The organism is Streptococcus sp. BS35b (assembly GCF_000286475.1).
In the GTDB taxonomy this organism is placed as follows: Bacteria; Bacillota; Bacilli; order Lactobacillales; family Streptococcaceae; genus Streptococcus; species Streptococcus oralis_W.
The window spans coordinates 52846-77402 of record NZ_ALKH01000004.1; the positions used below are offsets into that span (position 1 = coordinate 52846).

26 protein-coding genes are annotated in these 24557 nt (G+C 41.2%); 7 read left to right on the forward strand and 19 right to left on the reverse strand.

The genetic code is table 11. The features are described from left to right. Positions 1–86 precede the first annotated feature (86 nt). The gene (locus tag HMPREF1149_RS05965) at positions 87–638 is read left to right on the forward strand and encodes a DUF1307 domain-containing protein (RefSeq protein ID WP_000844336.1); all 552 of its coding nucleotides are present in this window, start codon (positions 87–89) and stop codon (positions 636–638) included. Between the two features lie 48 nt (positions 639–686). Here the strand turns inward: HMPREF1149_RS05965 and brnQ are convergent, their stop codons facing one another. The 13 genes from brnQ to recJ form a co-directional block, all read right to left on the reverse strand. Then, entirely contained in the window at positions 687–2012 is a 1326-nt protein-coding gene (brnQ, locus tag HMPREF1149_RS05970; RefSeq protein WP_001074603.1) for a branched-chain amino acid transport system II carrier protein, read from the reverse strand. Between the two features lie 185 nt (positions 2013–2197). Beyond that, positions 2198–2485 carry a rhodanese-like domain-containing protein gene (locus HMPREF1149_RS05975; RefSeq protein ID WP_000658237.1) on the reverse strand — a complete coding sequence of 96 codons (288 nt, stop codon included), beginning with the start codon at positions 2483–2485 and terminating at the stop codon, positions 2198–2200. After that, the gene (locus tag HMPREF1149_RS05980) at positions 2482–3072 is read right to left on the reverse strand and encodes a uracil-DNA glycosylase family protein (RefSeq protein ID WP_000078120.1); all 591 of its coding nucleotides are present in this window, start codon (positions 3070–3072) and stop codon (positions 2482–2484) included. The genes HMPREF1149_RS05975 and HMPREF1149_RS05980 overlap by 4 nt, the downstream gene beginning before the upstream one ends. Before the next feature lie 53 nt (positions 3073–3125). Then, positions 3126–4526, reverse strand: a complete 1401-nt coding sequence (pepV, locus tag HMPREF1149_RS05985; protein ID WP_000125053.1) for a dipeptidase PepV — start codon at positions 4524–4526, stop codon at positions 3126–3128. A gap of 11 nt (positions 4527–4537) precedes the next feature. Beyond that, positions 4538–5143 carry a nitroreductase family protein gene (locus HMPREF1149_RS05990; RefSeq protein ID WP_000670157.1) on the reverse strand — a complete coding sequence of 202 codons (606 nt, stop codon included), beginning with the start codon at positions 5141–5143 and terminating at the stop codon, positions 4538–4540. Positions 5144–5328: 185 nt separating this feature from the next. Further along, positions 5329–5850 carry a hypothetical protein gene (locus HMPREF1149_RS05995; RefSeq protein ID WP_000720916.1) on the reverse strand — a complete coding sequence of 174 codons (522 nt, stop codon included), beginning with the start codon at positions 5848–5850 and terminating at the stop codon, positions 5329–5331. Positions 5851–6011: 161 nt separating this feature from the next. Further along, positions 6012–6851, reverse strand: coding sequence for a metallophosphoesterase family protein (locus tag HMPREF1149_RS06000; RefSeq protein ID WP_001015763.1), 840 nt, complete (start codon positions 6849–6851; stop codon positions 6012–6014). Further along, complete coding sequence (locus tag HMPREF1149_RS06005; RefSeq protein WP_009067292.1) at positions 6848–7375, reverse strand: hypothetical protein; 528 nt, start codon at positions 7373–7375, stop codon at positions 6848–6850. The genes HMPREF1149_RS06000 and HMPREF1149_RS06005 overlap by 4 nt, the downstream gene beginning before the upstream one ends. A 101-nt stretch (positions 7376–7476) precedes the next feature. Beyond that, positions 7477–9300: an excinuclease ABC subunit UvrC gene (gene uvrC, locus HMPREF1149_RS06010; RefSeq protein ID WP_001061128.1), complete on the reverse strand. Its 1824-nt coding sequence runs from the start codon at positions 9298–9300 to the stop codon at positions 7477–7479. A 101-nt stretch (positions 9301–9401) separates the two neighbouring features. Continuing rightward, positions 9402–10103, reverse strand: coding sequence for a M57 family metalloprotease (locus HMPREF1149_RS06015; protein WP_000498549.1), 702 nt, complete (start codon positions 10101–10103; stop codon positions 9402–9404). Positions 10104–10207: 104 nt separating this feature from the next. Then, positions 10208–10987 carry an alpha/beta hydrolase gene (locus HMPREF1149_RS06020; RefSeq protein ID WP_000290042.1) on the reverse strand — a complete coding sequence of 260 codons (780 nt, stop codon included), beginning with the start codon at positions 10985–10987 and terminating at the stop codon, positions 10208–10210. A gap of 68 nt (positions 10988–11055) precedes the next feature. After that, entirely contained in the window at positions 11056–12717 is a 1662-nt protein-coding gene (locus HMPREF1149_RS06025; protein WP_000065624.1) for a ribonuclease J, read from the reverse strand. 175 nt (positions 12718–12892) lie between these two features. Then, on the reverse strand, positions 12893–15112 hold the full coding sequence (gene recJ / locus HMPREF1149_RS06030) for a single-stranded-DNA-specific exonuclease RecJ (protein WP_000632599.1): 2220 nt from the start codon (positions 15110–15112) through the stop codon (positions 12893–12895). A gap of 177 nt (positions 15113–15289) precedes the next feature. Between recJ and HMPREF1149_RS06035 the strand changes: the two genes are divergently transcribed. Genes HMPREF1149_RS06035 through HMPREF1149_RS06050 form a run of 4 tightly spaced genes read left to right on the forward strand, consistent with a single transcriptional unit; the run spans position 15290 to position 18212 of the window. Continuing rightward, a complete protein-coding gene (locus tag HMPREF1149_RS06035) occupies positions 15290–16048 on the forward strand; it encodes an amino acid ABC transporter ATP-binding protein (protein ID WP_001229587.1) in 759 nt (252 codons plus the stop codon). A gap of 10 nt (positions 16049–16058) precedes the next feature. Further along, a complete protein-coding gene (locus HMPREF1149_RS06040) occupies positions 16059–16853 on the forward strand; it encodes a transporter substrate-binding domain-containing protein (protein ID WP_000727689.1) in 795 nt (264 codons plus the stop codon). A 12-nt stretch (positions 16854–16865) separates the two neighbouring features. Then, complete coding sequence (locus HMPREF1149_RS06045; RefSeq protein ID WP_000131156.1) at positions 16866–17543, forward strand: amino acid ABC transporter permease; 678 nt, start codon at positions 16866–16868, stop codon at positions 17541–17543. Positions 17544–17552: 9 nt separating this feature from the next. After that, complete coding sequence (locus tag HMPREF1149_RS06050; RefSeq protein WP_000443890.1) at positions 17553–18212, forward strand: amino acid ABC transporter permease; 660 nt, start codon at positions 17553–17555, stop codon at positions 18210–18212. A gap of 301 nt (positions 18213–18513) precedes the next feature. On the opposite strand, the gene HMPREF1149_RS06055 is transcribed toward HMPREF1149_RS06050, so the two are convergent. Genes HMPREF1149_RS06055 through HMPREF1149_RS06065 form a run of 3 tightly spaced genes read right to left on the reverse strand, consistent with a single transcriptional unit; the run spans position 18514 to position 20112 of the window. After that, the gene (locus tag HMPREF1149_RS06055; protein WP_001228842.1) at positions 18514–19164 is read right to left on the reverse strand and encodes an ABC-2 transporter permease; all 651 of its coding nucleotides are present in this window, start codon (positions 19162–19164) and stop codon (positions 18514–18516) included. After that, the gene (locus HMPREF1149_RS06060) at positions 19164–19898 is read right to left on the reverse strand and encodes an ABC transporter ATP-binding protein (RefSeq protein WP_009067376.1); all 735 of its coding nucleotides are present in this window, start codon (positions 19896–19898) and stop codon (positions 19164–19166) included. Before HMPREF1149_RS06060 ends, HMPREF1149_RS06055 begins: the two co-directional genes overlap by 1 nt. A gap of 1 nt (position 19899) precedes the next feature. Next, complete coding sequence (locus HMPREF1149_RS06065; protein WP_000646903.1) at positions 19900–20112, reverse strand: AbrB/MazE/SpoVT family DNA-binding domain-containing protein; 213 nt, start codon at positions 20110–20112, stop codon at positions 19900–19902. Positions 20113–20521: 409 nt separating this feature from the next. Between HMPREF1149_RS06065 and HMPREF1149_RS06070 the strand changes: the two genes are divergently transcribed. Continuing rightward, positions 20522–20959, forward strand: a complete 438-nt coding sequence (locus HMPREF1149_RS06070) for an ROK family protein (protein ID WP_009067361.1) — start codon at positions 20522–20524, stop codon at positions 20957–20959. Positions 20960–21248: 289 nt separating this feature from the next. Here HMPREF1149_RS06070 and HMPREF1149_RS06075 read toward each other — a convergent pair whose 3' ends face one another. The 3 genes from HMPREF1149_RS06075 to HMPREF1149_RS06085 all read right to left on the reverse strand — a co-directional run bounded on the left by HMPREF1149_RS06075 (position 21249) and on the right by HMPREF1149_RS06085 (position 23691). Continuing rightward, a complete protein-coding gene (locus HMPREF1149_RS06075; RefSeq protein ID WP_000273637.1) occupies positions 21249–22271 on the reverse strand; it encodes a YdcF family protein in 1023 nt (340 codons plus the stop codon). 67 nt (positions 22272–22338) lie between these two features. After that, on the reverse strand, positions 22339–22776 hold the full coding sequence (locus HMPREF1149_RS06080; protein ID WP_001167380.1) for an Rrf2 family transcriptional regulator: 438 nt from the start codon (positions 22774–22776) through the stop codon (positions 22339–22341). A 72-nt stretch (positions 22777–22848) separates the two neighbouring features. Beyond that, complete coding sequence (locus HMPREF1149_RS06085; RefSeq protein WP_000161098.1) at positions 22849–23691, reverse strand: metallophosphoesterase family protein; 843 nt, start codon at positions 23689–23691, stop codon at positions 22849–22851. 197 nt (positions 23692–23888) lie between these two features. Between HMPREF1149_RS06085 and HMPREF1149_RS06090 the strand changes: the two genes are divergently transcribed. Then, positions 23889–24263: a hypothetical protein gene (locus HMPREF1149_RS06090; protein ID WP_001233900.1), complete on the forward strand. Its 375-nt coding sequence runs from the start codon at positions 23889–23891 to the stop codon at positions 24261–24263. Positions 24264–24557: the final 294 nt, after the last annotated feature.

The following is a 24557-nucleotide window of genomic DNA, read 5'->3' on the forward strand; positions in this document are numbered from 1 at the left end:
AAAAGGAGAAAAACTGTGTTTAGTTGCTTTCACTATAGATCCATGTTATAATACAAATGCTTTGATTATGAAAGGAAAGTAAAAATATGAAATCATACTTTAAAGTATCGCTAGCCCTTGTGGCTTCACTTGTCCTCCTACTCGGATGTTCCAAACAAACATCAACACCTGCTAGCAGCAGTAGCAAAGAAGACACATCAACTCAGTCAAGCGAGACCAAACAAAGCACTGAACAATCATCTGAAAAGAAAGATGAGACAGAAACTCACACATTTGTCCACAATAGCAAACCTGGGATTCATTCTACCTTGACTTATACTGTGAAGGGGGATGACGTTGTAAAACAAACTGTTCATAATGTACTTGACCCTGAAAAACTTAATAATACCGCGGAAGGTATTAAGGAAATTGTTGACGATACTTATAAAGGTTATGAAGGGGTCAAAGGGGTTACACAAAAAGTTGAAATTCAAGACGAGAAAGTTATCCAAAACATCGAGGTTGACATGACTGTCGCGAGTCTTGACGAATTGAAAAAAGCAATGCCAAACGAATATTCTGGTATTGGAAACCGTGTAAGCTTTGCTGCCTCGAAAAAAATGCTTAAAGAAGCTGGTTATACTGAACAAACCAACTAATGAGTCGTGCTCATACAAAAAATTCTTGGTCGATGACCAAGAATTTTTTTATTCCATCTCAAAAACGTCGCTCTCTTGTTTGTTTGGTAGAACCAATGAAAGCAAGATTCCGATAATAGCTGGCACTATCCATGGAAGAGAGGCAGCTGCAAACGGAAGAGCATTAATCAGATTTTCTAGAAACTCAATCTTAAAGGAACTTCCAAGGACGCTTGCAAGAGCAATAGCTGTAACAAGCCCAATAGTTAACTGCATGCCCGGTTTTGACAGGGCGACAAACTTATTAACAATCACGATCATCACAATGGCGATGGTGATTGGGTACAAGATTACCAGTACTGGAACTGAATGCTTAATGATTGCATCAAGGCCAAGATTTGCAATAGCAAACCCAATCAAGGTGAAGGCAGTTGCATAGGCCTTGTAGCTGATTTGTGGGAAACGTCCGTTAAAGAACTCTGCAGTAGACACAATCAAGCCAACTGTCGTTGTGAAACAGGTTACAGTTACCATAACAGCAAGGAAGAGTTGAGCTGTTGAACCAAAGATTTCCTGAGTTGCTTGTGACAAGATATAAACACCTGGTGTTCCACCCTTCATCACTTCAGCTGGTACCGGGAAATGATTTCCAAGGAATCCTAAACCGATATAAAGAGCGCTAAAGGCAAGAGCTACAACGATACCAACCACCCAAATAGTTGAAATGTATTCTTTCTTACTGGAGAATCCAAGTTGTTTCAAGGTTTGAACTGCAATCACACTAAAGGCCACTGAGGCAAGGGCATCCAAGGTATTATACCCTTCTAGGAAACCTGTCCCAAAAGCAGAAGATTGATAGGCTTCTGAGGCCGCTTGAGGACTTGTTCCACCATATTTGAAGGCACCTAGTACAACCAAGATAACGATCAACAAGGCAAAGACTGGCGTCAAAACACGTCCGATTCGATCCAAGATTTTTGATGGATTGAGCGAGATCAAATAAGCCGCTGCAAAATACAACACAGTAAAGACAATCAAGCCAAGACCTTTATTCGCATCTGATAAAAGGGGGCTAATCCCGACTTCGTAAGCTGTTGTGGCTGTACGTGGAATGGCAAAGAAGGGGCCAATTGATAGATAGAGGACTGCAAGATAAAGTGTCGCAAACCAAGGTGAGATTTTCTTAGAAATCTCGTAAATGTATCCTTTCGGGTTTAGTGTTCCAATAATAAGTGTCAAAACGGCGATACCGACGCCTGAAAAGACAAAACCTGCAATAGCAGGAAGAAAACGTTCTCCAGATAGGGCACCTAGAGAAGGCGGAAAAATCAAGTTCCCCGCACCAAAAAATATTCCAAACAGGAGCAAACCTGTTAGGGCACCTTTTTTAGCCATAAAGAATCTCCTTCATATTTCTAAAATACTGACCTAGTATATCACGAATAAGAGTATGAAAAAAGCATCACGAAGTAAATATTGAATGTTTTCAATATTTTTAAAAATAAGAATTATCTAAAAACAAAATCCCTTACTCAGTTGGAGCCGAGCAAGGGAAAACTAGGATCTATCGCCATATAGGTTTAAAGATTTTCAAAGGCCGTCATTCCACCTTGGACATTGATAACGTCATAACCCTTTTCAGCTAGAAATTGACAAGCACGCGCTGACCTCATCCCAGATTTACAAATGACATAATGCAAGAGGTCCTTGTCCAACTGATCATAAGTATCAGCCAATTGACTAAGCGGTAAGTTGTGGGCACTTTCTAAATGAAGCGTCTCGAACTCTTCTACTTCTCTCACGTCCACTAGAGAAAGTTGTTCGTTTTGATAAAGCTGGTAAAATGCATCGAAGGCTATTTCTTTCATTCTTTTTCTCCTAAAATCGTTTTAATTCTTTTTTTCAAATCGGGCACTACTTCTGCCTCAAACCAAGGATTTTTAGCCATCCAGATTTGATTTCGTGGTGATGGGTGAACCAGAGGGAAAAATTCTGGTAGATAGTCTTTGTAGCGTTTTACCCGCTCTGTTACCTTGCCACTAATTTTCTCATGTAAATAATAGGCTTGAGCATATTGCCCAATCAAAAGGGTCAATTCAATATTTGGACATTCCTTGAGGAGTTGTGGGTGCCATTTTTCTGCGAAACCTGTACGAGGTGGAAGGTCGCCTGATTTTCCATGTCCTGGGAAATAAAAGTCCATGGGAATAACTGCAAACAAGCCCGAATTGTAAAAGGTATCTTCATCTACACCTAGCCACTCACGCAGACGATCACCACTCTTATCCTTCCAATAAATCCCAGCTTCTTGCGTTTTAAACCCCGGAGCTTGACCGACAATATTGATGCGAGCAGTTTTTGGCGCCGCAAAGAGAGGTTCGATTCCGCGTTCTGTGTAGCTGGCATTCTGCGGATCCGCCATAATAGCTTTCTTGATTCTTTCAATTTGAGACATCTGTTTTCCCTCCAAAAAGAAGTCCAAGCATACAATCTCAGACTTCTATCGTTTTATTTGATTAATTCATAGATAGCTTCTGCATAGATTGCTGCTGCTCGGAAGAGATCGTCCAAGGCGATAAATTCATTGGCTTGGTGCATGGTGTCAATTGAGTCTGGGAACATGGCACCGTAGGCAACCCCACGTTCTAGCAAACGACCAAAGGTACCACCACCGATGACTTGTTCGTGACCTTGAAGCCCAGTTTGTTTTTCATAAACATTCAACAAGGTTTGCACAAGTGGATCTTCCATCGGTACATAGTGAGGTGTATGACCATGTTCAGAAAGACTAACAGAAGCAACTGGCAAGTTTTCTAGGATTGACTTGATTTGCTCTGGGCTTGTTCCTTTTGGATAACGGAAGTTGAGGGCAATGGTATTGTCAGCACTTGCTTCGTCAAAGCGGAAGACACCGGCATTTATAGAAAGGGCACCCATCTTTTCATCAACATGAGCCACCTTGAGATTTTCACCCTCATGGTCATTCAAGAGAATCTTACCAGCAATGTAAAGGTAGTCTTTTGCAGGTCCTTCAAAGGCAAACTGGCTGAGGAAGAGAGCAAGGTAGGTTGCACCATTGACACCTGAAGCAGGCATAGCACCGTGGGCAGATTTACCAATCACAGTCACCTTGTACTGACCGTTTTCTTCTTTGATTTCTCCTCTAAGTTTGTGCTCTGCAACAAAGGCGTCTAGTTTAGCTTGTAAGTCAGCCAAGTCACCTGAAACGACTGCTGTTGCTGATTCTGGTACCATGTTTTCACGCAAACCACCTGAGAAGCTGTGAAGACGGGCAGCACCTGCATTTTCACCTCTAAAGTGGAGGTATTCTGTGATATTTCCTTTTTCACCGTTGATGATAGGGAATTCAGCGTCTGGTGAGAAACCAAAGTCTGGTTTCGCTAGTCCTACGTGCTCGAAGTAGTAGTCCATATCTGCCCAGCCTGATTCTTCGTCTGTTCCGACGATGAAGCGAACTTTCTTAGAAGTTGGAAGGCCCAATTCTTTGATAATTTTTAAACCATAGTAACAAGCTGTTGTAGGCCCCTTGTCATCTGAAGCTCCACGCGCATAAAGACGACCGTCTTTGATAGTTGGTGTGTAAGGATCTGTGTCCCAACCACTACCAGCTGGCACCACGTCCATGTGAGCAAATATTCCGAGAACTTCTTCTCCTTCACCAAACTCAAAATGTCCTGCGTAGTTATCGACATTCTTAGTTGGATAGCCGTCACGGTCTGCGATTTCAAGGAATTTTTCCAAGGCTTTTACTGGACCAGGTCCAAATGGATGCTGGGCATCAGCCTTACTGTCGTCACGTTCAGAGTTGATTTCCAAAAGGCTAAACAAATCAGCCAAGAGGTCTTCTTTGCGTTTTTCTACTTCTGCTGTAAAATCAATTGCTGTCATATTATCTCCTTCTATCTTTTCTCGATGATTTCATCTACTGGCAAGCGGTAGCTTGGCTCCAATTTTTCGTCTGTGTAACCCACTGTGATCAAGAGTTCTGGGCGGAAACGGTCTTCGATGTCCAAAACTTCGTTGGCTTTTGATTTGTCAAATCCAAGAATAATGTTAGAACCGATTCCCTGGTCTGTCAGAGCCAGAACCAAGTTCATGGCAACCAAACCTGCATTGAGGGCTAGATAGTCACTGACCTGTTGTTCACTGTAACGCGCAAACTCGGCAGGCAAATTTTTCATAAAGTATTGAAGTTCCCCTTCTGAAAAGTTCTTTGCACCACCAACACGGGCGATTTTACGGGCACGTTTGGCAAGATCTGTATCGGTAAACAAGGCAATGGTTACAGGTGCTGATGATACCTGCTCAAAGTTCGAACCGTATGCCAATTTTGCCAATTCAGCATTTTTCTCACGTACCACCACAAATTTCCAAGGTTGGCTGTTATGGGCGCTTGGGGCTAAGGTTGCGATTTCAATAGCCGTACGCACATCTTTGGGATCCACCGGCTTATCAGTGAAATGCTTGGTCGCATGACGTTTTTTATTTAATTCAAGAAATTTCATAATCGATTCCCTTTTCTAATTCTACTGCTTCCATTCTACCATAATTTGAAAGAGCTTGCAGAGATTTTTCATAGAGTTAGTACTTCTTTCAAACTCTCTACTATCCACTTGTAGCTCTTTATGTAGGTATCGTTTTGGATTTAAACAAATCAAAAAGCAGGTGATAATTCACCTACTTTCTCATATTATTGACCAGATGTGTATGGAGCAACTGCTTTATACGCTGACTCCAGTGCTTTCTTCATTGTATCACGTCCAGTTTTCAACTGTTGAACAAATAGAGTACGAGTTTGTTCTGGCACTACTGTATCATCAGAACCAAGACTTGAAAGGCTTTCGTTAAATGACTCTCTTACAGTTTCCATAGACTTAAGCGCTGGCTCAACTTGGGCGTTATATGCTTCTTTTCCACTCTCTGGAATTTTTTCCCCAATTTCAACTGCATGCTTTTTATAATTGTCAACTAATTTGCCAAAGACTTTCTTCACATCTCCAACAGTTTTAGCATTGTCAATTTCTTCATCGGTGATCAAAACAACCTCATTATTTTCTGTCTTTGAACTAGACGTTGTTGATGAGGTTTCTGAAGAAGTTTTCTCTACAGAGCTTGAGGTCTTAGTCGAAGAATCAGACGTTGTTTTCCCTGAACATGCTGCTAAAACAACAACAGATAAAAGAGCCATACTGGCTGTAATAATTTTCTTCATAATGTTCTCCTTTTTATTAAGAATTGAGTTCATTGTATAACAAAATAATTTCAATGTCAAACTTTAGCTGAGCTATCTCTTTTTCCTTATCATCGTCTAACTCTTTTCTAAGCGATTCGACTACAAACCTCACTTCAAAATATGGGCTACCCGCTTTATTTCTAACTTTGCAGAAAATCAAAATAATCTTTTACATCCTCTACATACCCATGCTTTTCAATTAAACTAGCTAAGAGTTCTAGATTGTGCCCCCGATAGTTGTCATCTCTACGTAGTTCTTCATACATTTCGATAAAGGGAAGCCCCTTGGACTTGGCCAATTCTAACTCCGCTTCATAGTCATAAGCAACTTTTCGAAATAGAATATTTACCAATTTCCCATCTTCTACTTCTATCACGGCATACTGGGCACGGTGATTTTTTAACGCCTCCCAATCAAAATAGGGCATACCAATCGTACCTGGATTGATGATTTGTTGCCCTTGACTTCCATAACGAAGCAACTGCTTGTGGACATGACCATAGACTGCCACGTCCGTTTCCTCATCTAGGAGTTGGTCAAATTTATCTGTGTTATTCCCAACAGACAAGTCACCACCATAGTTCTTATTTGGCAAATTATGAGAAAGAGAAAAGCGCAGTCCATCAACTTCTTTCTTTTCTAGCATAGGTAAGTTTCGTAGCCAGACAATCGTTTCAGGATCCATTCGCTCCATCAAAAACTGGGTTAATCGCATGAGCTGGACTTCCTGTGGGTCTTCTAAGCCATATTGCCCATCTAAAGCCTCTAAGACACAATCATCCCAATTGCCTCGAACACTTGCCGTGATAGGAAGATTCTTTAGCAGAGCAACAAGATCATTTGCACCTGGACCAGGTAGAAAAATATCTCCCAGAAGCCAATATTCACTGACTCCTTGAGTTTTAGCATCTACAATCACTGCTTCTAGTGCCGTTGCATTGCCATGAATATCTGATAAAATTGCGATTTTATGGTTCATGATGGTTTTCCTTTTTCTATTTCATCTAGCCAATTGTGAAACTCCCAACGAAGAGGATCTTCCTTGCCTATTCTTTGTCTCAAATAACCTTGATATCGAAGATAGAAAGCGTAATCTCCCCAACTACTCCACACTTGAGAAGGTCTTGGGATACACAACTGTTTGTTTGCCCTCTCTAACACGATGTTATCTATCGGTACGTGTAAAAAAGGAAAAACGAAGTCTAGGGTTACAGCTTCAAGCATATACAGATACTTGAAAGTCATATTAATCCACTTTTGAGCATGACCATAAGTGAATCGAATCCCATTTGAACGATAGCATTCTATAATACTATCACAAGTCCTATGATGCCAACTATCAAAATCAGTTTGACACAGCTTGTCCCGATTCAAGAGATTTAAAATCGCTTCTTTGATACACTTAGAGGCCCGATTTCTCATCTCCAAGCGCTGTTCATCTGGCATGCCATGAAATCGCAAGGTTCGATTAAAATCCAGATAGGCTCTTGTAGTTGCAGCCAAAAATAAATCTTTTGTATTCCCAAAGTAAGCAAATCGTAAAAAAGGAGTATATCTCTGTCAATCTCAATCCTATTCATTTCTTCTACTTTCTATCTAGATACTTATTCCAATTCTTTTAATGGTTCCGCTACTTGAGCCAACCCCACTTCTCCCTGAGGGTTCAACTTTCTCTGAACAGCTTCTGCGACTACTCTTGGCACACCCACTTCGACAATTTCATCCACACTAGCTTCCTTGATTTTAGTGAGAGACTTGAAATGCTTCATAAGATTCTGCTTGCGTTTAGGTCCCAATCCTTCAATCCCATCCAACTGAGATGAAAAGGAGTTTTTGGAGCGCAGTTGCCGGTGGAAAGTGATAGCAAAGCGGTGGACCTCATCCTGGATGCGTTGGAGGAGGAAAAATTCCTGAGAATTGCGAGACAACTCCACCACTTCCAGTGGATCTCCAAAGAGCAATTCATGAGTTTGGTGCTTATCATTCTTTTGAAGCCCAGCAATGGGAATGTCCAAACCTAGCTCTTCTTGTATAACCTGCTTAGCGATATTGACCTGCCCTTGTCCCCCATCGATGACAATCAAATCTGGCGGGGTTAAACCATCACGTTGAACTCGACCATAACGTCTGCGAATAACCTCACGCATACTAGCATAGTCATCTGGACCGACAACAGTTTTTATCTTGTACTTTCGGTAGTCTTTTTTACTTGGTTTGCCATTGACAAAAACCACCATAGCTGAAACAGGACTGGTTCCCATGATATTAGAGTTATCGAAGGACTCGATGCGAACCGGAGTCGGGATTTGGAGCAAGCGTCCCAGATTTTCAATAGCTCCTTGGGTCTTTTCAACAGATTTTTCTAGCAGATTGAACTTCTGCTCCAGACTAACACGGGCATTCTTTATAGCTAAATTGACCAGTTGTTTTTTCTCACCACGTTGGGGCTTGAAAATCTTGGTATCCACCAAGGCCTTGACGGCTTCTTCATCAATATCCTGCGGAATCAGTACCTCATTGGGAACCAGGTGGGATTTTTCTTGATAAAATTGCCCCACATAGGTCAAGAAGTCCTCATCCGGATCATTGTAGTAAGGGAAGAGGTTGACGTCCCGCTCAATGAGCTTTCCTTGACGAACAAAGAAAACCTGAACACACATCCAGCCCTTATCCACATAGTAACCAAAGACATCCCGATTTTGCAAATCTTTAGCCATAACTCGTTGCTTGGTCCGAAGTGTTCCAATGGCTTGAATCAAATCGCGATATTCCGCCGCACGTTCAAACTCCATACTTTGAGCTGCCTTTGCCATCCTGCCCTTGAGGTCATCTATAATTTTGTCATCCTGTCCTTTTAGGAAATCAGAAACCTCCTGAGCCATGGACTTGAAATAAGCCTCATCTTTCTTACAGATGGTGTGGGCCATACATTGGCCGATATGGTAATAAAAACAGACTTTAGACGGCGGATTGGTACACTTACGAAAAGGAAAAATCCGATCCAGCAGTCGCTTGATTTCATTGGCTGCCCCTACATCTGGATAAGGACCAAAGTAAAGACCGCCGTCCTTCTTGACCTGACGGGTGATAATAAGCCGTGGATAGCGCTCATTGGTGATTTTGATAAAAGGATAGGACTTATCATCCTTGAGCATGATATTGTACTTGGGCTTGTTTTCCTTGATGAGGTTGATTTCCAGCAGAAGGGCCTCGATATTAGACTCGGTAACGATAAATTCAAAATCTACAATCTCAGATACCAGAGCCTCCGTCTTGGTATCATGACTTCCACGGAAATAGGAACGCACGCGATTGCGCAGATTTTTAGCCTTTCCTACATAGATAATGGTGCCATTTTTATCCTTGTGAATGTAACAACCAGGGCTGGTTGGCAGGAGCTCTAGTTTTGATTTGATCAAGTTATTCATAGTTCCATTATAGCAAAAAGGCCGTAACAGGACGAACAAAAAGCCCCACCAATCACTTGTTGGAGGAGCTTTGATTTCTTTTTAGACTACACCGACTTCATCTAGTCGCTACTGGTATAGAGTTCTTGAACAGCCTTCACATCCCGAGGCTGAATCCCATAATAGGAACCTGCCGGCTGCATGACAGAAATCTCGCTGGTGTGATCCAATCCGATGGCATGCCCCAGCTCATGTTCTGCCGTGTGCACGATCCGTTCGTAAGAATATCCATAGTTTGGATTGGATAGATAATAGTGATTCAGGCGAACCGTTACAGATATAAATTGATTGGTCAATAGATTGGTTTGACTCTCGGCTTGCCCAGCTACAGCTGTCGATCCATCATTCATCTCACTTGCCACAATATCTGCCTGACTAGGATCCGCAACCACCTCAAAGGTAAAGGCTCCCGTTTGATTCCAGTTTTTTATGGCTTCTGCATAGGCACCTTGGAAGGTCTCATCCATTTGAGGCTCAATATAGATGCGAGCTGAGGCCTGAGCCCACTTGCCTTCTGCATGTTGGTGACTGTCTGTCTGAGACAAGACTTCCAGCGTTCCCGTCTCTTTCCATTGATTCCAGCCACCTTGACCAATCTTGCTCATTTTTTCAACCTGATTGACCGCAGAATGAAAATCACCTGTCAGGTACCAAAGTACTCCAAAGGCAATGAGAAGTAGAATAACCACGGTCCAAACCAGACGCCAGAAGAAACGCCAAATTCCCAACAGAAATCGGAAGAATAATCGAATAATCCAGAACATGACATTCCACCTTTCATAAAAATAAGAATCTATCTTGAAATCGCATTTTCCTTGATCAAGATAGATTCTCTATTTTACTGAGAAAAGCTGAAAGAAACCTAAAACTAAGATAAGCGTTCTTCCAAGACAAAGTCAATTGGTAGAGTAGCCAAAAAACGCTCCAATTGTTTTTCCCAGTAGTACCACTCGTGCTTACCTGGACTGTGACTATAGGTCACCTCTAAACCAATTTTTTTAAGATTTTTCACTGCGAGATTATTGGCAGAGTAGAGATAGTCTTGCTCCCCACACCAAGCCCATAGTTTGGTCTTTTTATCGGATTTTGCTGCCATACTTTCAAGCGAATGAGGACTAGCTGTCCAGTCTTTAATCTCTCCAAAAACTCCTCGCCAGTAGGCAAGCGATCCCAGATCCTGGCTTTCAGGAGAGAATTCCTGAAAACTGAGCGCGCCAGAAAAACTAGCTGCGTGAGAAAAACAATTCGTCGCTAGAGCGAGTTTGAAAGAACCATAGCCACCCATGGAGAGGCCTGCTATGAAGGTCTTTTCTCGCTTGCTGGTCATGTTGGGGAAGAAGCGTTTCATGACTTGGGGGAGTTCTTCTGCTAGAGCAGTATAGTAGTTAAAACCGTACTGGGTATCTGTGTACCAGCCATTATTTGTATTGGGCATGATAACAATGAGATTGGTTCCACGCAACAAGCGTTCGACATTGGTACGTTTGAGCCAGCTATTTTGATTTCCTGACATTCCGTGCAAAAGGTAAAGAACAGGAATATCTGCGCAATCTGGTTCAGCCACTCGACTAGCATCTGGATAGAGTACGGTAACACCCCACTCCATATCCAAAACTTCTGAGTAATACTCAATATTCATAACTGCCATGGTTGTCTCCTTTTACTATTCTATAAGAAAAAGCCGAATATCGACTTTTTCCGTAGGTATTCTGCTTATTATTTAGCTTCCATCACGACTGGCAAAATTGCTGGGCGACGTTTGGTTTGATCAAAGAGGTACTTGGTCAAATTGTCACGAACCTTCCCTTTGAGATCTGCCCAGTCAAAGTCATCCCCTTGAAGATACTCTTCTACCGTTTGGTTAATCAATTCGGAACTTTCACGGAGAATGTCGCGACTTTTCTTAAGGTAGATAAATCCACGCGTGTGAACGCGAGCCTTAGCCACAATCTTCTTCTCACGACGGTTAACAGTGATAGCCACAATAAAGATCCCATCCTCTGACAAGACCTTACGGTCGCGAAGAACGACATTCCCAACATCACCAATGGCATTTCCATCAATCATGACATCGCCTGCAGAAACTGCTCCAGCTGGGACGAAGTCTCCATGTTCATAGGACATGATTGTTCCCTTTTTAGGGATGAAAATGCGCTCTGGCAACATTCCAACTGCCATGGCAGCCTTGGCATGCGCATCCAACTCACGGTACTCCCCTTGGACAGGGAAAAGATATTTCGGTTGCAAAAGATTGATCATCAACTGCAAATCACGCGCATTTCCGTGTCCTGATACTCGCAAACTCTGAGTAATGAGTTTTACCACACCACCAGCTTGGTAAATCATATTTTCAACGCGAGCCACAACTGCTTCTTTGGCGGTGGATGGAGTTGTTACAATATAAACCAAGTCCCCATCCTTGATTTCTACGTAACGGTGGCGCCCAACGGACATCTTGCGAAGTCCATTGATGGGTTCACCCATACGACCTGTCTCTAGGATAATCAACTCATGGTCTTCGAAACGAGACATTTCTTTTGGTTTGATCAAGAGACTTTCATTAGCTAGAGATAATTTTTTGAGACGAATCGCTGTACGGACGATATTTTCAACATCAAATCCAGTCAAAACGACTCGGCGGCCAGTCTCCGCAGCTGCATCAAAAACCTGCTGGATACGAGAAAGGTTGCTGGCAACTGCTGCAACGATGATACGACCGTCCCAGTCAGCGATGGTTTGGGTAATTTCATCCCCAACTTCACTCTCGCTCGCCACCTGAATATTGCTGTCTGCATTTGCAGAATCACTGAGAAGTGCCAAGACACCGTCACGGCCGATTTCGGCTAAACGCGCAAAATCCGTCGCATAGGATTCACTAGCCGTCTGGTCAAATTTGAAGTCGCCTGTGTAAACAATGTTCCCTTTTGGTGTTTTTAACACAACTCCCAGACTTTCTGGGATAGAGTGAGTCGTACGGAAGAAGGAAACCACAGTCCCTCCAAAGTCGATCTCCGTATCTTCATCAATCACATGGAAGTCATTGAATTTCTTAACCGTATCATTCCCTTTGACAAAGAGTTTGGCCAACTCAATGGTCAACTCAGAACCAAACACAGGCACCTTAGCCTCTGCCAAAAGATAAGGCAAGGCACCAATGGCATCCGCATGTCCGTGGGTCAAAAAGACCCCTGCGATACGATCGCTATTTTCAAAAAGGTAGTCCATATTTGGAATGACGACATCAACCCCTAGTTGTTCATTTTCAGGGTATTTAAGCCCTGCATCCAAAACAAAAATCGAATCGCCTATTTCAGCGATGTACATATTTTTCCCATTTTCTCGTACACCACCTAGTGTTGTTAAACTGATATTACTCATTTTCCCTCCGAAACTTAATTATCTTGATTATAGGGTAGGTTTACCCTCTTATTCTAAAAGTTCTAAAACTTTCAGCCGAATCTTTTCCTACCATTATACCATTTTTTTGATGATTTTCAAAACGAAGATTTGTTTTCAAAAAAGAGCTGGTTACCCAACTCTTTCCTAACTTCTACTATTTTTCCATTAAAAAATCATACATTTCTTGCACTGTCCCCAGTGCCATCATTTCTTGATTTTTTACAGTTTGTTTGAGATTTTGGTAAATCTGACTTTCAGCAATTTCCCTTTTCGGCGCTTCTTTATTGACTGTCATAACCCCATCTTTGATTGTCACAAAATCTAGCTCCTCAAATACTTGAATCATCTTGACCAGCAAGATTTGTTGGATATTGAGATAAGCCGCCAAATCCTTTAGCTTGTAGCGAATATCAAACTCTGGGAACTGGTAAATAGTCTTATACAATTTAGCAAACTGCTCTCTGGTTCCATAACCTGTCAGATAGTAGGCCTTGTCAATGTCATTTTTAAAATAGACAGCAGAGAAGTGCTGTTCTTGAAAAACAGTCTTCAGCAAGGTAATATCCTCAGGAATGGTTTTTACAACAACCGCTTCACTAGTCGCTAGATTCGGCAACTCTCCAGAGAAATCCAAGACTGGAACCCCTTCTGGCAAGACTGCATTCTTCCCACGAATGTTAAAGAGTTGAACACCTTCCACACGCGCATCCACCATCATCAACTGGAGGGCAGTTTGGCCATTCCATTGATTGACAGACAAGGTGACTGCCAATTCTAGGTTTTTTGTTTGAGCAAACTCTGTCGCCCATCTACCTTGTCCGAAGGCCACCACTTCAAAACTCGCCTCACCCTTGGAAATTTTTAGTTTGAGGTGGGCATTGCCTGCTCCCATTGTACGAGCACTTTCGACCTGAAAATCCTTGATATAAAAGACAGGTTTCTGATTGTCCATTCCAAAAGGTGCCAAGCGTTCAAAACTTTTGACCGTTTCCAAGCTAAGTGTCTCCAAGTCTAGCTCTTCATCTAGATTTAACTTGTTCTTACCACTAGCGTCTGCTCCTTTTTCACGGATATAGTCCTCCAAGACCTCAGATAAATCTGAAAGTTTCTCCACTTCCAGCGTCATTCCTGCTGCACCAGCATGGCCGCCAAAGGCGATAAAGAGGTCGCGATGGGGATCTAGGGCTTCAAAAATATCGACTGCTTCCACACTACGAGCGCTACCCTTAGCACGACCATCCTCTATATTAAGAACGATGACTGTCTGCCCCAATTCCTCTAGCAAGCGACCAGCCACGATACCCAGAACGCCAGGATTCCAGCCTTCCTTTGCCAAGACCTGGACCTTCTTCTCAGGATCCACCATGGTCTTAGCTTCTTCATAGATGGACTGAACGATTTCCTTGCGCTCTTCGTTTTTCTGATGAATCATGAGGGCAATCTCATGAGCTTCCTCGTCGTCAAATCCAGTTAACAAATCAATGGCAGGATTGGGATCATCCAATCGCCCCAAGGCATTTAAACGAGGGGCAATCTGAAAGCCAACCGTTTCTTCTGTCACTTCGTTAGCAGCAATCCCAGCCATGTCCAGCATTTCTTGCAGACCGATGCGCTGAGTATGCCCCAACATTTCCAGACCATATTGAACCATGATGCGGTTTTCATCCGTCAAGCTCACCATATCTGCAATAGTTCCGATAGCAACCAAATCAAGCAATTCTACTTGCACTTCTTCTAAAAGGGCGCAAGCCAGCTTGAAAGCCACTCCGCATCCGGCCAAATATTTGAAAGGATAGTCCGCATCCGGATGCTCAGGGTGAACAATCGCATAGGCGTCGGGAAGGGTTTCTGGCATAGAATGGTGGTCAGTCACAATGACATCCACTCCCATAGACTGGGCCAATTCAATGGCCTCGTGACCTGCAACCCCATTATCCACTGTCACAATCAAGGAAATTCCCTCTTGCTCGATAAAGTATTTATAAACACTGGCATTTGGACCATAGCCATCGGTAAAACGGTTGGGCAAGTAAACACGGCACTCAGCACCAAGCTGTTCCAAACTTTCCTTCACAATCGAAGCCGAAGTCATACCGTCCGCATCATAGTCGCCATAGACGAGAATATTCTCCCCTTCTTCAATAGCCTGACGAATCCGTTCCACTGCCTTATCCATATCATGGAGCAGATAGGGGTCATGTAAGTCCTCTAAAGAAGGTTCTAAAAACTTCTTTAGACTTTCTTCATCCTGAATCCCTCTTTCAAATAATAACCGAGCCACCTCAGGACCCAGCCCAGCCTTCTTGGCTATCTTTGTAAAATCCGCATCTTCAACCTGCGGGGCAAACTGCCATTCATAAGTAGGAGTTATCAAAAAAACATCCACTCTTTCTAAGAATTCTATCGTTTCATTATAACACGATTTAGGTATTTTCTCTATTCAGATTGCTTTTTTATAAAATTTTAGTGAATTTTTTTCAGATATGATTTGACAAGAACATTCTTTTGCTGTAGAATCATGTTATAAAATCTAACACAAAGGAGATCTCTCATGGCTTTAGTAGAATTTAAAAACGTCGAAAAATATTACGGAGACTACCACGCACTCCGCGACATCAATCTCCGTTTTGAAAAAGGACAAGTTGTTGTCCTGCTTGGACCTTCTGGTTCTGGGAAGTCCACTCTTATCCGTACGATTAATGGTTTGGAAGCTGTTGACAAAGGAAGTCTCCTAGTCAATGGACACCAAGTAGCAGGTGCTAGCCAGAAAGACCTGGTTCCTCTTCGTAAGGAAGTCGGCATGGTTTTTCAACATTTTAACCTTTATCCACACAAAACAGTGTTAGAAAATGTGACACTTGCACCCATTAAAGTTCTAGGAATTGATAAAAAAGAAGCTGAAAAAACAGCTCAAAAATATCTGGAATTTGTAAATATGTGGGACAAGAAAGATTCCTATCCAGCTATGCTATCTGGTGGACAAAAACAGCGGATCGCCATTGCTCGTGGACTAGCTATGCATCCGGAGCTCCTCCTCTTTGACGAGCCAACATCTGCTCTTGATCCTGAGACTATCGGAGATGTTCTAGCAGTTATGCAAAAACTGGCGCATGATGGGATGAATATGATCATCGTTACCCACGAAATGGGCTTTGCTCGAGAGGTTGCGGACCGCATTATCTTTATGGCAGACGGAGAAGTTTTGGTGGATACGACAGATGTCGATGACTTTTTTGACAATCCAAGCGAACCTCGTGCCCAACAATTCCTCAGCAAAATTATCAACCATGAAAGTGACAAAGTCAAATAAGGAGGCGCCTATGAAAAAGAAACTCTTTTTATCAGCATTATTGATTAGCCTTTTCGGTCTTGCTGCTGCCAAACCAGTTCAGGCTGATACTAGCGTCGCAGACATTCAAAAAAGAGGTGAACTGGTTGTCGGTGTCAAACAAGACGTTCCTAATTTTGGCTACAAGGATCCTAAGACAGGGACTTATTCTGGTATCGAAACGGACTTAGCTAAGATGATTGCAGATGAACTCAAGGTCAAGATTCGCTATGTGCCTGTTACCGCTCAAACCCGTGGTCCACTTCTAGACAATGAACAGGTCGACATGGATATCGCAACCTTCACCATCACAGACGAACGTAAAAAACTATACAACTTCACCAGTCCCTACTATACGGATGCTTCTGGTTTTTTGGTCAATAAATCTGCCAACATTAAAAGCATTGAAGATCTAAACGGTAAAACGATCGGAGTTGCCCAAGGTTCCATCACCCAGCGCTTGATTACTGAACTTGGCAAAAAGAAAGGTCTAACCTTTAAATTTGTCGAACTTGGTTCCTATCCAGAATTGATTACTTCCCTTCACGCTCACCGTATTGATGCCTTTTCTGTGGACCGCTCTATCCTGTCTGGCTACATCAGCAAACGGACAGAACTACTAAATGATAGTTTCAAGCCATCTGACTACGGTATCGTCACCAAGAAAGCAAATACCGAGCTCAACGACTATCTTGATAACTTGGTCACTAAATGGACCAAGGACGGTAGTCTTCAAAAACTCTATGACCGTTACAAACTCAAACCATCTAGCCATACCGCAGATTAAGGAGGACACCCCATGACAGATTTATCATCTTGGACAGCCTATTTTCAGGATTTTGGACAATTTTTCAATGGTTTCCTCTTCACCCTTGCCCTAGCGGTTGGATCCTTTATCCTCGCCATGGTTTTGGGCATCTTCTTCGGGGCCATGTCAACCAGTAAACGCCCATTCTTGCGTGTTTTGGCTCGTATCTTTGTCGAATTTTACCAAAATACTCCCCTCTTGGTGCAGTTTGTCATCGTCTTTTATGGTTTGCCTCTTATCAGTGAACACACCATCATGATTCCGATTTATTGGACAGCTGTACTTTGTGTGGGACTCTATCACGGCGCTTATATTGCTGAGGTTATTCGTTCAGGGATTCAGTCTATTCCTAGCGGTCAGATGGAGGCCGCCTTGTCGCAAGGTTTTACTTATATCAGTGCCATGCGCTTGATTATCTTGCCTCAAGCCTTCCGTATCATTCTCCCTCCATTGACCAACCAAATCGTTAACCTCATCAAGAACACCTCTACCGTAGCTATCATCTCTGGAGTAGACTTGATGTTTGTGACTAAGTCTTGGTCGGCTCTCAATGGAAACTATATTCCAGCATTTTTAGGTGCTGCCCTTCTCTACTTTGCCCTATGCTTCCCTGTTGCCCAGTTTGGTCGCAAGATGGAGCAAGCCAACAAAAAAGCCTATTCACTTTAGGAGGTTACTATGGAATCTATTTTAGAAGTTTTGACCCCAGATAACCTAGTCTTTATCTTTAAAGGATTCGGCTTAACTCTCTACATTTCTCTGATTGCTATCGTCCTCTCGACCCTTATCGGAACAGTACTAGCCGTCATGAGAAATGGGAAAAATCCTGTCTTACGGATCATCTCCAGCATTTATATCGAGTTTGTACGTAACGTTCCCAACCTCCTCTGGATTTTCACCATCTTTTTGGTGTTTAAAATGAAGTCCACACCGGCAGGTATCACTGCCTTTACCCTCTTTACCTCAGCAGCCCTGGCTGAGATTATCCGAGGTGGTCTCAATGCCGTAGACAAGGGACAATACGAAGCAGGAATGTCACAAGGATTCACTTCAGCCCAAATCCTCTACTACATCATTCTCCCACAAGCGATCCGTAAAATGCTGCCAGCTATCATTTCTCAGTTTGTAACCGTGATCAAGGATACCAGTCTTCTCTACTCTGTTATCGCCCTACAAGAACTCTTTGGCGCCAGCCAAATTCTCATGGGACGCTATTTCGAACCAGAGCAGGTCTTCAGTCTTTATATACTGATTGCCTTAATTTACTTTATCTTTAACTTTGCTATTTCCAGCCTGTCTCATAAGCTAGCAAAACGTTGGCAACAAGCTGCGGAATAAAAACGAAATGTGAACTCAAAACAAGGGTTCACATTTTTATATTTTCATTCAGGCGGATTGTCCCAATAATCGTCAACATCATAGCCAATCATAATAAATCCAACAGGAATTTCACCATCATAGGTACCAAACGGAAATAAAAATTTATTTTGCTACTCTGATACCTATAATTTTGGTATTTCCCATACATTTTTTCCATATGAAACACTGTTCTAACAGCTCCACAACTTTTAATTCTTTATCAGTACCATTTTCTATTGGATTTTCTCCGACAAAATACGGACACTTAATGTATTCAATTTTATAAATCAATTCTTTCGAAGTCTTTTATAGCTTTCTGATAAGAAAACCAGGTGCATAAGTTAAATATGGCAACACCAAAAAGTAATATTACTATCTGTGGTACGTTCAAATTTGAAGAATCATTCAAACTTTCTAATCCAGGAATATGGTGTAATATCTCTCCCATGAATATAATGACAGTTGTGACTGCGCAGAATAGGATAAAAGGCTTCCCAATCTTATAAGCTGTTTTAAAAAAGCCTCCAAGAAAAACACTGTTAAAGGTTGCAAATACAAGCATTATATAGCCAAGATATGCAGCATTTGCATTCATCAACGGATTTGTCACATACGGTGTGGCATCTCCTAAGAGTCTCATCCGAATAATCGTCAGAAAAAGACATAATATGAAAGCTATGCACTCGATAGATAAAACAAATAAATATTTAGCCGTAACCACATCTTGTTTTCTAACTGGCAACATGACCGTGTAGGTGATGTCATCACATTCTCGGACTTGTTGATAAGTATAAAAAATACCAAGACAGATAAAAAAGGAACCGACAAGAATAGGATACCTTGGAATCATCGTAATAGCTGAAAAAGTTATAAACCAATAGCTCAAAGGATTTGCTGTTAGTTTCATTTCTTTATAGAGAAGTTTTCTCATCACAAATTCACCTCTTCCCTTTCAATATGCACCATAATATCTTCAAGTGTGGATTTCTGCCCTATTTCTTTCGTGTAATGACTGATAAAATCCTCTTTTCTCTCAGATAAAAGCAATTCACCATTTTTTATATAAGTAATAGTATCTGCACACTTCTCTAAATCACTAGTAATATGAGTAGAAAACAAGATTGCTACTCCTTTTTCTGCTAGTTTTCGAAAGATTTCATTCATCTCATCTCTAGATACTGGATCAAGTCCACTGGTTGGCTCATCTAAAATCAAAAGCTTAGCATGATGAGAAAGAGCTAAAGTAAGATAAAATTTTACTTTCATCCCCTCAGACAGTTCCATAATTTTCTTATTTTCATCAAGCTTAAATGCATCAAGATAATGACGATACGATTCATCATCCCAGTTATCATAAAAAATACGAGTAATAGCGACAATATCCTTTAATTTTTTTCTTTTATAATAATTGGTTCCTCCCACTGCATAACCAATTCGTTGTTTGATTTCATCTTCATTATCCAGATAATCCATTCCAAGAATACGGACATTCCCTGCATCTGGATGAACAAGATTTAGAATGGATTTAATCGCTGTAGTCTTACCTGCTCCATTCCTACCTATAAATCCCATAACCTCACCTGATTTAATATGAAAACTTATAGGTTTCAATTCAAATGCTAAATATTTTTTTGTAATATCATTTACCTCTAAAACATACTTCATTTTATTCATCCTCCTTCTCTTCAAAAGCAATTTCCATCAAGTGTGCAAAGGCTCCCTTCGGCGGTATGGCAATTCCACGCTTTTCATCACCAAGAAGTAGAATCGTATCCCCAGGTTTGATATTAAAGACATCGCGCGCCTGTTTTGGTATTACTATTTGACCTTTTTCTCCAACTGTAGCTGTCCAAGCATATTTACCTTTTGGTGCTTTCATAACTATTATCTCCTTTATGGTATGATTTGTATAACTAATTATACCACTTATCCTAAATAATACAAGTGCAAACTACATCCAGTTGCCATCATAATAAAATGCTCGTTAAAATCTGTACCACTCATCCCAAAACTAAGAATCTTAGACACCTTAACCCTAACTTTTTGTAAGTGGTGCTTATTCATTAACTACTCTCTCTAGAAAATATGTGACTACAAACAAAATTGAGGATTAAAAAAATTCATAAGCACATTGATGCCATGAATCAAAAACAGCATTATTCTCTCCTATAAGAGAGGACACTCCTAGGACCAGGAAAGCGAAACTAAGATTTTTAAAAATATCTTATTGCAAACAAAAATATAATATACTACAACGCTTTTTACAAAACGTGTCGAAAGGTAGAAAGATGGCAAAAATAATTGATTTAAGGCAAGAAAATATTCACAAAGTACGATCCTGCTTTTATCAAGGAGGAACATGGACCAAGAATCAGTTATCCTGTCAAACAGGGATTTCTCTGGCAGGAACTACCAATATCTTACAAATATTAGAGAATGATGTTAATGTTGCTTCTCTTGGTTATTGTAGTATTCACCCAGAATTCAGAACACTGGCCCTTCTCTACCAGCCAGATACAGATTTTGCCGGTTCTGGTATTATCATCAATAAAAGATTGCATCGTGGAAGAAATGGTTTTGCAGGGGAAGCCGGCTATCTCATGAATGGATATAAACGTTCAAATGACTTCACATTTCTTTTGTTAAATCCGATAACAGCACTAACACATCAGTCATTGCTCCGGATGCTATTGCATATTATTGTCCATCTTTACAAGAAAATATAAAAATTTCCGACACCTATCCTCCTAAAGAATTCCACCCAATCCTTGAAAGATTGACTGAAATAGACCCATTCATACTGAACGGAGTTCAATCAATTGGAAAAAACAAGATTCTAGAAATCAAAAGAAGAACAATCTGAAAAGGAGAATTAAATGATTTCGTTATTATTGGCAGTCATCTATCTGGCCTTTATTAGTTTAGGCTTACCTGATGTTATTTTAGGAAGCGCTTGACCAAATATGTATCGTGGCTTAAATTCAACTATTACCGGGGCAGGCTCCATCTTTCTGATTACCATAAAATACCTCTGTAAGAGAAAATCAGAGCTAAAATCAACAAAACATAGAGGGCGATAAAAAGCCATCTCATCTTCACACATAGAGCAATATATTCTCTGATAAAGGCCGATGGGATATAGTAGGCGGCTGTACGGCAACCAAGGCCATCTCCCTTCATCCCAATACGGCGAGCATAGGTACTGGTACGAAAAACATGGTAATCATTGGTCACAAAGAGAAAACGTGGACTGGTCACCAGCTTCTCTCCCATTTCTTTTGAGAAGAGAAGATTCTCATAGGTCGTCGTTGAGTCTTCCTCTAGGAGAATCGCTTCTCTCGGAATATCTGTCTCTTCCAACAAATAATTACAAATCGCCTGAGCTTCGGATATCTTTTCATCTCCACCTTGACCACCACTCGCGATGATTTTAACATTGGGATTAAGAGACTGGCGATAGGCTTCTACTGCCTTATCAATGCGACTCTTTAGTAAGGGAGTCACTTTTTCTCCATTCAACAAACCTGCTCCGTGAATGATGATAAAATCATAATATTTTTTCTTAGGAATAAAAAGATACAGGATAGAATAAAGCAGAAATCCTGCAAAGGCAAAACCAAAAATCAAATACGAATAAATCAAAAAGAAAAAGATAATATTCACTAGATGATTGGTGTAAAACAAGCCCTTGGTATCGCTCACTCGAATCGCCATGATCACAAAAAAGAATAGAATCACACAACCTAATCCTAGAGACAAATAATTTGCCTTGGATTTTCCTTCTTTTTTCAATAACACGAATCCATTATAAATAAGGAAAAAACCACTTAGAAAAACTAAAAGAGGCAGCAGGAGAAAAATCCCTGCAAAGAAAACCATGTGCACTTCTTTCTGCCCAGCTTCGTAAAAAAGATTGGCAATGGACATATAAGAAAAGAGCAGAGACAAAAGCAAGAGAGCTGGATTCCAGAGACTGCGATTGTCCCTTAAAAACGAAACGAGAAAAAGTAGGACAAAAAATCCTGTGATAAAGTACATAGTCTCCTCCTTTAATGTCTACATTGTACCATAATTATGGCAATAGAAAAAGAGGAGCCTAGCCCTCTTATTTTGCTATTCTTGCTTCTGCATCTGCCACAACCTGAGCCAGACTCATCTGACGAAGTTGATTTTCCATAGCTACTTGGATATCCAGCAATTTCTGATCCAAGACCTTATGAATATTAGCCCCTACTGGACAGTTAGGATTGGGATTGTCATGGAAACTAAAGAGTTTGCCAGATTTTCCTAGACATTCGACAGCCTGATACACATCAAAAAGGCTAATATCTTGGAAGTCTTTGATAATCTCGGTACCGCCCGTCCCACGCGCAACTGAAATCAATCCTGCTTTTTTGAGTTGCGACAAAGTCTTACGGATAATGACTGGATTAACTCCAACGCTAGCTGCGAGAAAATCACTGGTCACCTTGCTTTCCCGGCCCTTTATAGCAATGATAATTAGCATATGGGTCGCAATGGTAAATCGACTTGAAATTTGCATTTTGTTCCCCTTTCACCTGAGATTCTCATCATCTCTCTTCTCATACTCATTATACCCCTTTTTGATGTCATGTCAATCATTACTACTATCTAACCATTCATCCAACTCAATATCATGCCCCTGTTTTTGAGCAATCTCATACAGAAGTTCCTGGTTATGAGTGTGGTGAATCCCATTTACCAAACTTTCATAATAGACCTGGAAATAGGGGAGATTTAAATCTTTAGCCAACTGCAATTCAGTTGCTACATCATAATCCACTCGACGAAAATCAACATCAGCCAAACCTGCTTCATCAAACTCTAAGATCATATACTGGGCCCGCAGGTCCTTACGTAATCCCGCATCTAAAAAGAAGGGTTGCCCAATCGAACCTGGATTAAGAATCAACTGTCCATCACTTCCATAACGAAGCAACTGTTGGTGGATATGACCATATACTGCGATGGAGGCGTGTGGATTCGTCACTAATCTATCAAAATCTTCTTGTTTTCCCGTATGGATTAATTCTCTACCCCAGTTTTTATCAGGGAGATGATGAGTGATTCCTACCGTCAGATCACCAAACTGACGATGAACCTGCATGGGTTGATTGTGGAGGTCTTCGATTTCTTCAGGGCTGATTTCTTCTAATATGTACTGGCATTGACGTAGGAGGTAGCGATGACTAGCTTTTGTCAAATCTAGCTTACGATGCAAACCTCGCCAGAGACTATTTTCCCAATTACCAAGAACTATTGCAGTGATAGGCAAAGCAGCTAAAAGATTCAATATCCTTCTACGTCCCGTTCCCGGCATCAGAATATCCCCCAAGATCCAGTACTCATCTACCTTTGCCTTTTTGGCATCAGCCAGTACAGCTTCCAGGGCTGTCGTATTCCCATGTATGTCTGAAAGAACTGCTATTTTGGTCATTCTTTCTCCTCTTTTCCTCTTACTTCTTTTGTTAGTATTATAGCAGAAAACACTCAAAAAGAGCACTATCACTACTCACTGGATCAACTTGTAAAGGCTTCCAAGACGTGCTATAATATAAATAGAGAGTTCCCCTTCATTTAGGATTATGTGGTCTTCAACATCTCTCAATTTTTGTAGATTGGAGGACTATTGCCATGCGGAAATATCTTAAGTATATTCCATACTACCTTGTCATTTTCTTCTTTTACTGGCCCCTCTATGAGTTGCTTTTACTGCTGATATCTGATTCTTATACACTGAAAGGACTGTACATTTATAACATTCTCCTCTTTTCTCCCCTGGTAACCTTTATCGTATCGCTGCTTTATAGCTATCGATTTCGTTTCTCACTTTGGTGGCTACTTGGTATTGGTCTGGTCTTTTGCTTTACCATCATCACTTTTGGTGAGTTCATCCTGCTTTACTTCCTAGCCTATGAACTCTTTGCCTTACTTGGCTTGGCTGCTGGCATGGGGATCAAGCATGTCTTCCAAAGAGAGAAAAACAAAAAAATTATACAAAAACCTTGAAAAATCTCGCAATCATGCTATAATAATGCATAGAGACAAGTCACTTAGTCCCTTTCTACTAGAGAGTGCGTGGTTGCTGGAAACGCATAGAAAGCCTAAACTGATACTACTCTACTGACTTTTATGCAAACATAAAACGGTGGCTACGTTAAAGCCAATCTGAGGTGTCCCTCTTTTTTGAGGAACATAAATGAAGGTGGAACCACGTTGCGACGTCCTTTTAAGGATGTCGCTTTTTGATTTATTAACGAAAAAATCAAAAGGAATTTCTATTTATATTTCAAGGGCACCTTC